The organism is Senimuribacter intestinalis (assembly GCF_943192965.1).
GTDB classification, from domain to species: Bacteria; Bacillota; Clostridia; order Peptostreptococcales; family Anaerovoracaceae; genus Senimuribacter; species Senimuribacter intestinalis.
The window spans coordinates 279730-289653 of record NZ_CALPCF010000003.1 but is presented as its reverse complement, the minus strand read 5'-3'; the positions used below and the strand labels follow the sequence as shown (position 1 = coordinate 289653).

The 9924-nt window shown below is 38.7% G+C and carries 14 protein-coding genes and 1 pseudogene; 11 read left to right on the top strand and 4 right to left on the bottom strand.

Going from position 1 to position 9924, the window contains the following annotated elements; translation table 11 throughout:
* A pseudogene (locus tag NFR88_RS04815) lies at positions 1–202 on the bottom strand (hypothetical protein); the annotation flags it as partial.
* A gap of 289 nt (positions 203–491) precedes the next feature.
* Between NFR88_RS04815 and NFR88_RS04810 the strand changes: the two are divergent.
* The 7 genes from NFR88_RS04810 to NFR88_RS04780 all read left to right on the top strand — a co-directional run bounded on the left by NFR88_RS04810 (position 492) and on the right by NFR88_RS04780 (position 5860).
* Positions 492–1469 (top strand): AAA family ATPase, encoded by a 978-nt coding sequence (locus tag NFR88_RS04810; protein WP_251613893.1) that lies wholly within the window; start codon positions 492–494, stop codon positions 1467–1469.
* 360 nt (positions 1470–1829) lie between these two features.
* Positions 1830–3179 carry a plasmid recombination protein gene (locus NFR88_RS04805; protein ID WP_251613890.1) on the top strand — a complete coding sequence of 450 codons (1350 nt, stop codon included), beginning with the start codon at positions 1830–1832 and terminating at the stop codon, positions 3177–3179.
* Positions 3180–3209: 30 nt separating this feature from the next.
* Positions 3210–3515 (top strand): hypothetical protein, encoded by a 306-nt coding sequence (locus tag NFR88_RS04800; protein WP_300939772.1) that lies wholly within the window; start codon positions 3210–3212, stop codon positions 3513–3515.
* A gap of 102 nt (positions 3516–3617) precedes the next feature.
* On the top strand, positions 3618–4223 hold the full coding sequence (locus tag NFR88_RS04795; protein WP_251613883.1) for a class I SAM-dependent methyltransferase: 606 nt from the start codon (positions 3618–3620) through the stop codon (positions 4221–4223).
* A gap of 319 nt (positions 4224–4542) precedes the next feature.
* On the top strand, positions 4543–4959 hold the full coding sequence (locus NFR88_RS04790; RefSeq protein WP_251613880.1) for a YjdF family protein: 417 nt from the start codon (positions 4543–4545) through the stop codon (positions 4957–4959).
* Positions 4960–5245: 286 nt separating this feature from the next.
* Positions 5246–5515 (top strand): hypothetical protein, encoded by a 270-nt coding sequence (locus tag NFR88_RS04785; protein WP_251613877.1) that lies wholly within the window; start codon positions 5246–5248, stop codon positions 5513–5515.
* A 66-nt stretch (positions 5516–5581) separates the two neighbouring features.
* Positions 5582–5860, top strand: a complete 279-nt coding sequence (locus tag NFR88_RS04780; protein WP_251613874.1) for a hypothetical protein — start codon at positions 5582–5584, stop codon at positions 5858–5860.
* A gap of 363 nt (positions 5861–6223) precedes the next feature.
* On the opposite strand, the gene NFR88_RS04775 is transcribed toward NFR88_RS04780, so the two are convergent.
* Entirely contained in the window at positions 6224–6709 is a 486-nt protein-coding gene (locus tag NFR88_RS04775; RefSeq protein WP_465250574.1) for a hypothetical protein, read from the bottom strand.
* A gap of 337 nt (positions 6710–7046) precedes the next feature.
* Here NFR88_RS04775 and NFR88_RS04765 point away from each other — a divergent pair, with 337 nt between their 5' ends.
* The 4 genes from NFR88_RS04765 to NFR88_RS04750 are packed head-to-tail and all read left to right on the top strand — an operon-like array spanning position 7047 to position 8772.
* Positions 7047–7460 (top strand): DUF3788 domain-containing protein, encoded by a 414-nt coding sequence (locus tag NFR88_RS04765; protein WP_161907792.1) that lies wholly within the window; start codon positions 7047–7049, stop codon positions 7458–7460.
* Positions 7461–7509: 49 nt separating this feature from the next.
* Positions 7510–8049, top strand: coding sequence for a DUF1697 domain-containing protein (locus tag NFR88_RS04760; RefSeq protein WP_161907791.1), 540 nt, complete (start codon positions 7510–7512; stop codon positions 8047–8049).
* A gap of 36 nt (positions 8050–8085) precedes the next feature.
* A complete protein-coding gene (locus tag NFR88_RS04755) occupies positions 8086–8535 on the top strand; it encodes a SufBD protein (protein WP_251613868.1) in 450 nt (149 codons plus the stop codon).
* Positions 8536–8574: 39 nt separating this feature from the next.
* Positions 8575–8772, top strand: coding sequence for a hypothetical protein (locus tag NFR88_RS04750; protein WP_251613865.1), 198 nt, complete (start codon positions 8575–8577; stop codon positions 8770–8772).
* Here the strand turns inward: NFR88_RS04750 and NFR88_RS04745 are convergent.
* Both NFR88_RS04745 and NFR88_RS04740 read right to left on the bottom strand, forming a co-directional pair.
* A complete protein-coding gene (locus tag NFR88_RS04745) occupies positions 8769–9254 on the bottom strand; it encodes a hypothetical protein (RefSeq protein WP_251613863.1) in 486 nt (161 codons plus the stop codon). The two genes, NFR88_RS04750 and NFR88_RS04745, sit on opposite strands and share 4 nt — an antisense overlap.
* Positions 9255–9410: 156 nt before the next feature.
* The gene (locus tag NFR88_RS04740; RefSeq protein ID WP_251613860.1) at positions 9411–9920 is read right to left on the bottom strand and encodes a TipAS antibiotic-recognition domain-containing protein; all 510 of its coding nucleotides are present in this window, start codon (positions 9918–9920) and stop codon (positions 9411–9413) included.
* Positions 9921–9924: the final 4 nt, after the last annotated feature.

The window sequence follows — 9924 nt, the reverse complement described above, 5'->3', positions numbered from 1 at the left end:
CATAGCCAAACTGCCGTAAAAGTTCATTTGATAAAGATGCTCCCTCCATTGTCAATAACGAAAGAATCATTTTCTCATATGGTATTTTTCTGTTTCTGGAAAAATCTGTTTTGGGGTTAGAAACAAGGCCTGTTAAATCCTGTTTCTGCTTATTAATAATGTCCATAATCAAATTTTTTAGTTCCAGTGAAGTCCTATTCATGCGGTATCCTCCTTGTAAAAAGATGTTATCTAATTACAAGGGCCGCTTTAGCTGCCTCTAAAATATTCAGCAGCTAAAGCGGCCGCATTTTTTTGTTCATATGTCAATACTTATTCTCAAAAAAATCCCACACCACATTTTCTGTGATGTGAGATTTTCTTAACTTAATGCCATTGAGCGGCAACTGTTAGGGCTGTGATAACTGGAAAACCTCTGTTATCAATCTCACAATTTAAGTATAGCAGAGGTTTCTTCCAGTGACAACGATTTTTCAGAAATGGAGGGCATTATGGAAGAAACAAAAACAGAATTACAGTTGATTAAATTGTCGGAGATACAGTCGCAGGAAGTTTCTTGGCTGTGGTTTCCGTTTATCCCTTATGGCAAGCTGACTATTGTTCAAGGCGATCCGGGGGACGGAAAGACAACATTTATTCTGAATATAGCGGCGAAACTGTCTAAGGGAGATAATTTAGACAATGGAATGAATTTTACAGAGCCTTTGAATGTAATCTATCAGAGTGCGGAGGACGGTCTTGCCGATACGGTAAAGCCACGGTTAGAACAGGCGGGGGCAGACTGTGAGAAAATCTCTGTCATTGATGGAAAGATAAAATCACTTTCCATGATAGATGAACGCTTGGAGCAGGCTGTTATAAAGACAGGCGCAAAGCTGCTGATTTTAGACCCGATACAAGCCTATTTAGGCAGTGGTATGGATATGAACCGGGCGAATGAAGCAAGGGATATGACAAAGAAACTGGCGGCACTGGCAGAGAAATACCAGTGTGCGATTGTCCTTGTCGGGCATATGAACAAGGCAGCAGGAAATAAAGCGGCATACCGGGGAATGGGTTCGATTGATTTTTTTGCAGTCGCTAGAAGCGTTCTCTTAGTCGGCAGGGTTGAGGGAGAAGAAAATATAAGGGCTGTGGTGCAGATTAAAAATAATCTTGCGGCGTTCGGACACCCGAAAGCATTTGCGTTGTCAGAGAACGGTTTTCAATGGCTTGGAGATTATGAGATTACGGCTGATGAAGTCTTAGGCGGCATTGCCCCGAAAGCAAATAAAATGGAACAGGCGAAGCGTCTGATTAGGGAACTGGCAGAAACAAATAATGCCATGCAGAGCAATGAGATTTTCAGTCTTGCGGACGAACAGAACATATCAAAACGGACACTGGAAAACGCGAAAAAAGAGTTAGGTGTCCGGGCAAAGCGGATAAACAATACATGGTATTGGGAACTGGATAAAATCGGACAGTGATGTATAGGGAAAGATAACAGCGCAACAATGCAGGGTATTAGCATTTTGCAGTATTGGAATTGCGTTCTTGAAGATTGAAAGGTTGCAAAAATTATAGACATTGCAGTGTTGCGCTGTTGGGAGAAAGCAGGAAAGCGGCAGCAACAAGGCGGCGAAAAGCCGCCCCGTCCGTTAGGACGGTATGCTGTCCAACGGACAGCTAGCCCCCGGCAGGGCGCAAAGGCGCTTTTGATAGAGCGTAGCCTGTCGAAAGTGCTTTTGCGTTACTTTCGCAGAAAGTAACAAAGGCTATGCGCCGTTTCTGGCGCTCATTACCCAATAGGGAGAAAGGAAAAATTATTGAAGCGGACTATCAGCGTTATGACAGGGAAAGGCTCTGTCAACCATAACAGCAGAAAATTCCACGCAAAGAACACTGACCCGGAGCGGAGTTGTCTGAATGTGGAATACTGCAATGAAAATATCAAAGACGTATACCACGAATTATTTGCTGAAGCACTCGCCCGGTACAATGAGAAGCAGACAAGAAATGACCGCATAATTGATGATTATTATGAGAAAATCTGTTCCGGCAAACAGGAGAAGCCATTCCATGAGATTATTTTGCAGATAGGAAACAAGGACGATATGGGGGCAAAGACAGAGGACGGACAGCTTGCGGCGAAAATACTTGATAAATATATGCAGGACTTTCAGCAGCGCAATCCTACATTAAGGGTATTTTCAGCGCATCTTCACATGGACGAAGCTACGCCGCATCTGCATATAGATTTTATACCCTATAAGACTGGAAGCAAGAGAGGGCTTGAAACAAGAGTGTCATTAAAAAAGGCACTTGCGGAGCTTGGTTTTAAAGGTGGCACAAGGAGCGAAACAGAACGTAACCAGTGGGTAGCGGCAGAGAAAGAACGGCTTGTGGAGATTATGCTACAGCATGATATTGAATGGGAGAAAAAGGGAACGCATGAGAAGCATTTATCGGTTTTGGATTTTGAGAAGCAGGAACGGCAGAAAGAGGTTGCGGAATTGGAGCGGACAATCTCCGGCAGTAAAGAGGAATTATCCGATATTCTTCATCAGCAGATAGCAGCAGGACGGGAAACGGAGCAGATACGGAAAGAGGGCGAAGCAATCTGGCAGGAAGTATCGGAACTTACCACAACAAATCATCTGCTGAAAGAGCAGACGGAAGAACTAACAGAGGATAAAGAAAAGTTGCAATCTGAAAATGAAAAATTGGAAAAACAGCAGAAAAAGTTACAGCAGGAACTTAACAAAATGGTACAGTCAAAAGAAGTCATGGAGCGCAATATACACACCTATGATGAAGATGTGAAATGGCAGTTAGCAGAGCCGGGGGCATTGATAAGCGCAAAGAATTATCGGGATAAAAAAGCACTTTCGCTTGTGGAGAAATTGAAAGAAGTGGTAAAAAATCTGACTATCAAATGCGTACAGCTTACGGAACAAGGCAAGAAGCTGACCGCCAAAGTGGACGGGCAACAAAAGCAGATTAGCCGCTTGACGGATAAGGTTATGGAGCAGAACGATACCATAGAGCGATTGCAGGAAAAAGCGTCTGACTTGGGGTGTTTGGAACGTCATTTAGGCAGGGAACAGGTGCAGTCGATAGTAGAACATTCAAAGGCATTAGAACAGGCGGAGAGGGCAAATAAACGCCCGAAACGTCCCTTTGAAATGAGCCGATAGGAAAGTGAGGATTGATAGGATATGACGGATATGGAGAAGAAAGTTATGATACGGCTGTGTGCTAAAATCGTGGCAGATACAGACCTTTACGAAACGGATAAGGAAGTACAAAATTTGATAGACTGGGTATGTCTTTCGGAGCAGATAAAGGAAAACAATAATACAATCCGCAATCTGACCGGGGAGTATAAGAAGATAGAGCCGGATTGTCGGGAGGGAGTGCGGGCGCAGTTGGAACGCATGAAAGAACTGTGCAAAGAGCGGAATAATCTTTATGAGAAACAGAACGACTTGAAAGGTCAGAAACAGAAGATTGAGAAGTCGTTGGAGCGATAAGAAATGTGGGGCGTGGTGGTTGCTATGCCCTAAATTTTATAATGGCAAACAGAGAATGGAAGTAGTATAATCAAATGGAGAGATTAGGAGCGAGGGGATAACGTGAATAAGAAAACAGAAGAATCAAGAATTGCATACAATAAAATAGCATCTGAATATGATGCGTCAAGGGAAGGACAATATACAAGATTTCATATTATGGAACTATCTAACACTATAGATTTACATGAGGGTAATGTTGTCCTTGATGTTGCATGTGGAAATGGAACTCTGTTGCGGGAATTATCGAAAAAAGCAAAAATCCAGGCAAATGGAATAGATATATCTGAGAACATGATTTGTTCTGCAAAGATGCGATACCCTAATATGAGTTTTGAGGTCAAACCATGCTATCCGCTTGAATGGAGTAATGAAAGTATTGATATTATAACTGTATGTTGTGCGTTTCATCATTTTGACAATCCGCAAGGTTTTGTTAACGAGTGCAAAAGAGTTTTAAAGAAAAACGGTACAGTGTATATAGCTGACCCTAATTTTGGAGCAGTAGTCAGATTTATAGCAAATAAATTATGGTTTCCCTTTTCAAAAAGTGGAGATGTAAGAATATACAGCAAAAAAGAGTTAGAGGAAATCTTTTACAATTGTGGATTTAAAACAGTGCAGGTTTATAGGAAAGGAAAAGGGGTGTTTCTTAAAGCTGAAAAATGAGCATCAAATTTTCGTCTGTAAGAAAGGCAGAATATTTTTCCTTTGTAATGATTTGAACATGGTGCTAGCACCATGTAAGTTAATTCGGATAAGGAAAATGTGATAATGTGGCAGTTCACACTATTAAGCGAATTGCCACATTTTTATAGCAAAATAAGCGGTTATGTGGTAATATATAGGGGCAAAGATAAAAACACAACGCAAGGTAATCTTGCAGTACTGGTAGGTAGTCCAGTCGCACCGATTTGGTGTAAGTAGCCCTCCCTCCTTAGGGTCGTCTGTTCTTTGTTCATTACAATCATTTTAAGGAGGAATTGTCATGGACAAAGTATCGGGAAAGCTGACGGTATTTTTTGAAGAGCCCTTTTGGGTCGGAGTGTTTGAGCGGGTATCAGATGGAAAGCTATCTGTGTGTAAGGTTACGTTTGGTGCAGAACCAAAAGACTATGAAATATATGATTTCGTTCTGAAAAATTACTATCGGCTGCGATTTAGTCCGGCTGTGTCAACTGATGTAAAAGAAACTGGTCGCAATCCTAAACGGGTACAGCGTGAGGTACGAAAACAGGTACTGAATACCGGGATAGGAACAAAATCGCAACAGGCTTTGAAATTACAGCAGGAGCAGTTGAAAACTGAACGCAAAAATGTGAGCCGGGAACAACGTGAGGCAGAAAGACAGCGGCAGTTTGAACTGAAACAGCAAAAAAGGAAAGAAAAGCATAGGGGGAGGTAACTCCTCTCTTGCCGCTATAAAAAATGGGAGGAGAATAAGTGAAAATGGCTCTCAAGATTAGTGAAATGGAAGCAGGACAGATAATTTGATTTTCTAAATCTATATGTTTCAAGTTTGTTAGAGTATTAGAGGTGGTGGCATTGGAAAGATGATATTAATGCGGAATACTACTATCAACGCGTTATTTGTGATGTAAAACATGGTCTTAGAACCATGTAAGTAAAGCGATTAGGGTATCGTGCGCCATGATTCATAGGCAAACTTTTTTTATAAGGATGTAATTATAATGGGAGATGCAATTGGAAAAATCATAGAAGAATTAGTTGAATTATTTAAACGAAATTATAGAAGACCAAGGTTATGGCTTTTTATAGCGATTGTTTTATTTATTATTGTTCTTATTATTCCATATATAGATTCTAATTTCTTTTATTTTTCCAGGATGGAAAAAAGAATAAATGTGCTTGAAAAGGTAATGGCATTAGATGAGGAAAAAATAAATAGTAACCAAGCATATATAGATGAATATCAAAGAATTTTACAAGAAATGGAGTAGCAGGGTGAACGTTCTATAAATTCGTTAATGAATAAATTTATTATTCAGATGAATTATATAACTTCAATGGGAAATGGAGAAGGAAATAGAGCATTAAAATTTCTTTCGGGTGCATTTTGGTTATTATTAATTACTGTCTGTGTACCTTTTATGAATACGTTTAAAAAGAGAAGTGATAAGCTAATAGCATTTGTTTTGTTATTAATAATGTCTGGGATAATCGGTTGGGCTTTCTCAATGGTTCCAGTTATAATTTCTCCGATGGTTAATTATATTGGAGTACCACTTTTGCAAATTATTGCAGTAATAATTATTGTGGTAAAGAGTAGTAAAAAGAAAAGATAATGTGATACCCGTATGATACCTATTTGGTCTGAAACTGTAAATATGGCGTAAAATGTGTATATTATGGCTATGAAAAACCTTAAAGAGCATCAAATATTTAACAATTATGTTATGGTTATAGGGAGTTCGAATAAACAAAAATGTTTAGTTAATCCAGTGTTTATGCGGGTTTGCGGACTTTGGAAAGGTCTTTTGATAACAAATTGATAACAGTCGTTTGAGTGCGATTATTCTTACTGTCAAGTGGTTTGTTGATGGGGGAATGATTTGTAAGCGGTTTGGATGACTGAAATAAATCCATATTAGAAACGCCCTTAGCTGTGGGTAGGAACTCATGGCTAAGGGCGTTTTTTGTCGTGTTTGTCAATCAGTTTTTAGTTTGTCTTTAAATGATTCGACTAAGACATCGCTCAATTCCTTAGAGGGGACTTTCGCCCAATGCTGCGTGGTGTAAAATTTTGGGTAATTGTACCGCCACTGGTCGTAATTTTCCCTGCTGATTTCCTCGGCAGAGAGCTTGTCCGCCTGCTCTTTCCAAGCGCAGAGCATTTTCAGCAGCTCGTCGGCGTTCTTACTTTTGTCTTTGTTGACTTTCAAACAGACTTCCCCGTCTGTTTCGCTGATGGTAAGTCCGTAAATGTCTTCAAGGGCAAATAAGGTGTGCATAAGCCCGATGTAGCTGTCAATGTCGGGTATGTCCAGAGCCTGCGGCGCAACGTCAAGAGCCTGTGCCAGTGCAGCCGTCAAATCAGCCTTTGGCTTGCGTGAGCCAGTTTCGTACTGTGCCAGACGCACGTCTGCGCTCCGTTCGGGAAACCCGACAAGCATACCAAGATATTTCTGTGTCATGCCCCGCATGATGCGGAAAAAATGTATTCTTTCGCCAATCGCCATAATGTTTCACTCTTTTTATTCGTGGGGATGAGGTGGTGCAGGAGCTTTCTGTATTAAATCCTTACGCATATAAGCTCATCAAGAAATTAAATGACGAGTTGAAAGAGCAAGGATTTATCACGATTGCGGGAAATTGTGGAGAGTGAGATAATCTATTCATAAGCGGTGAGTGACATTTCTGCGGTATGTGGAAGTGTCGCTCTTAAGAAAAAGCAGTTCGAGGAATTGAAAAACCTTATAATTTCATGTATACTTAGAAAAAGAAATTAGGAGCTATATTAGGAGGGCTAAAATGCTTGATACGATACCAAATGAAGAAGAAATGACAGCTTTAGTTGGAAAATCCCTATATGATGTATGGAATAAGTTATGTGCTTTAATTGATGAAAAATATGATATGGATTGTTTGTGGAATAAGGGTGGTAAAGCATGGAAATATGAATATAAATATCGTCGGGGTGGTAAAACATTGTGTGCATTATATGCAAGAGAAAACTGTATGGGTTTTATGATTATCTTAGGGAAAGACGAACGGTTAAAATTTGAAACAGATAGAGAAAATTACGGAGAGGTAGTTCAAAAAATATATGACGAAGCTCAAACTTACCATGATGGAAAATGGATAATGTTTGAACCAGTGGATACATCTTTGTTTAATGACTTCATTAAACTGTTGAGAATTAAAAGAAAACCAAACAGAAAGTAAAGTTACCGTTGAATCAGATAACTTGGAATTTGAAAGGGTGTTAGCGAATATGAAAAGATATATTGCATTTCTGCGAGGTATCAATATAAGTGGCAAAAATAAAGTATCGATGGCCGAATTAAAGAAAGAGTTTGAAAAACTTGAGTTTGGAGAGGTTAGGACATATTTGAACAGCGGTAATGTGGCTTTTTCGAGTGAGAAAGGTGACACAGAGAAGTTCACGAAACAGATTGAGATAATGATAAAAAAACAATTCACCTTGGATATTCCTGTTTTTGTCATATTAAGAGAAGAACTTGATGACATCTTGCACAATGCGCCTGACTGGTGGGGAAACGAAAATAAGGAAATCTATGACAATTTAATTTTTATTATGCCACCCGCTACATTCGCAGAGGTATATTGTGAGATTGGAGAGCCTAAAGAGGAATTAGAAAGGATTAAAGATTATAATGAAGCAATATTCTGGTCTTTCAGCAGGAAAGATTATCAAAAAACAAATTGGTGGTCTAAGACAGCAAATGCCAATATCAGTAATAAACTAACAATAAGGACGGCAAACACTGTTAAAAAAATGGTCGGTATGTAATTATTTTTTGAATTCTCACTTGTGAAGGAGGATTTTATGCTAGTCAATATAGCGGAAATCTTTGAATTATTGTTTGATAAGAATAATAATGTTGCTTACAAGGCACTACAAGAATTACAAAGAAAAAGTGAAGAAACGGATTGCGTTTATCCTTTTATAGATAGGTTAAGTGATATGCTTGAGAGTGACAATTCTTATATTCGCACACGGGGGCTTACACTACTTGCTTATAATGCAAAATGGGATAAAGAGTATAAAATTGATGAAATCATTGATGAATATTTGAAACACATAACAGATGTTAAACCCATTACAGCGCGACAATGTATTAAATTGTTGCCTATTATTGCAAAATATAAGCCAGAATTGAGGAACGACATACTTTTTGCACTTAATAAGGCAAATATATCTATTTATGACGATAGTATGCAATCATTGGTTTGTAAGGACATTCGGAAAGCGTTGAAGGAAATAGAAAAATTATAAAAACAACAAAACGATATTTGCTAATTTGGAAGTAATATTATGGAAGAATTAAAATCTATTGTGGAGAAGTTTGTTATATCTGGTTGGGATTTAATATCTATTCTCGCACAACAATGGTTAGATGGAAAAGCTCATAAAGATACTTTAATATCAGCAATTAAACAGGCAAACGAAAAATGTGGAAGTAGTGGTTGTGATTTAGACCCACTATATAAAAGAACTTTAGAGATGATTTAACAATACAGGCAATTGTTGTTTAGAGGACTTTCGCCCTCATAATTGTCGGCTCTATCCAACAAAGGACCGGTTGCACCCATTGTAAAAGCTATATCACTGCTTCGGATAGACAATAGTTCCATTCCAATCTTTAGATTAAGGAAGTCCAATATTTGCTGATTAAGCTGAATGATACCATTCTCTGAAATATTTACCCAACAGTATGACCGCCCTTTGTATTTGATAAATTCGCCCTCTGCGGTCTGATAACTTTGTAAAGCCGGATTATCAGTAAGAATGTGTCCTAATTTTGACGGTTCTAACAATTCTTTTCTTGTTACACAAAAGCCGCCAGTGACTTTGCTTCCAGTAAAAAGATAGACTTTTTCCTCTACTGTGGCGTTGTACTCTGTAAGAGCCTGGGCTGGCAGATGGATTGTCAAATCATTTCGTATCAGTGATTTTCCGAAAATAAATTTACCGCCTTTATTCATCTGTGGCATATATCATCAACTCCTTTTCCTAAAAGTGGAAGTCCACTATACCACAAGAAAATTCAAATGTCACTAAGGCTCTCTAAAGTGTGGCAAGCTATTTTTCAGCATAGCGAGAATGATTAGTTGCCGGGATATATTTTTTAGAGAGAGTGCCTGTTGCCTCTAATTGTTTTCGGAAACGTTGTTCTCCGAGTAATAACGGAACGCTTTTACAATATAATCAGAAGCCCCTTTTCCATATTGACTGTCAGTCATGCTTTTTATATAATCGCTTGAATATGTGTCGATAAGAACATTGATATAGAGCTTATCGAGGGATACAATGGATTGTATTTTAGGGGAGGAAACATCTTCTGACAAATTAGTGGTTAGTATGCCATACAGAATATCAGATTGTTTTCCAATTTCTTTCACTTCTTCCATTAGTTGTGTTTCCATGAGTTCAGAGAAATGCTCTAAATTATGTTTCATGGCTTCGGCGTACTTTTCAATACTGCCGAATTGTTGAATGGCGAGTTTAGCTAATTCGGATTCATCATCTTTGATTTTCTGAATAAACATATCAAAATTTTCAATACTTCCCCAGTGTTTGATAACATCATCAGTGCTGTTATTTTTAAAATCTTCTAAAGCGGTGATGTAATCGGACAGGTCAAATTCTTTAAAACTCATATAT

Coding starts and splice junctions, on each gene's coding strand:
- NFR88_RS04785 (WP_251613877.1), top strand. CDS start 5,246: ATGGGAGATGCAATTGGAAAAATCATAGAAGAATTAGTTGAATTATTT.
- NFR88_RS04810 (WP_251613893.1), top strand. CDS start 492: ATGGAAGAAACAAAAACAGAATTACAGTTGATTAAATTGTCGGAGATA.
- NFR88_RS04740 (WP_251613860.1), bottom strand. CDS start 9,920: ATGAGTTTTAAAGAATTTGACCTGTCCGATTACATCACCGCTTTAGAA.
- NFR88_RS04790 (WP_251613880.1), top strand. CDS start 4,543: ATGGACAAAGTATCGGGAAAGCTGACGGTATTTTTTGAAGAGCCCTTT.
- NFR88_RS04775 (WP_465250574.1), bottom strand. CDS start 6,709: ATGACACAGAAATATCTTGGTATGCTTGTCGGGTTTCCCGAACGGAGC.
- NFR88_RS04745 (WP_251613863.1), bottom strand. CDS start 9,254: ATGCCACAGATGAATAAAGGCGGTAAATTTATTTTCGGAAAATCACTG.
- NFR88_RS04750 (WP_251613865.1), top strand. CDS start 8,575: ATGGAAGAATTAAAATCTATTGTGGAGAAGTTTGTTATATCTGGTTGG.
- NFR88_RS04760 (WP_161907791.1), top strand. CDS start 7,510: ATGAAAAGATATATTGCATTTCTGCGAGGTATCAATATAAGTGGCAAA.
- NFR88_RS04780 (WP_251613874.1), top strand. CDS start 5,582: ATGGGAAATGGAGAAGGAAATAGAGCATTAAAATTTCTTTCGGGTGCA.
- NFR88_RS04800 (WP_300939772.1), top strand. CDS start 3,210: ATGGAGAAGAAAGTTATGATACGGCTGTGTGCTAAAATCGTGGCAGAT.
- NFR88_RS04805 (WP_251613890.1), top strand. CDS start 1,830: ATGACAGGGAAAGGCTCTGTCAACCATAACAGCAGAAAATTCCACGCA.
- NFR88_RS04765 (WP_161907792.1), top strand. CDS start 7,047: ATGCTTGATACGATACCAAATGAAGAAGAAATGACAGCTTTAGTTGGA.
- NFR88_RS04755 (WP_251613868.1), top strand. CDS start 8,086: ATGCTAGTCAATATAGCGGAAATCTTTGAATTATTGTTTGATAAGAAT.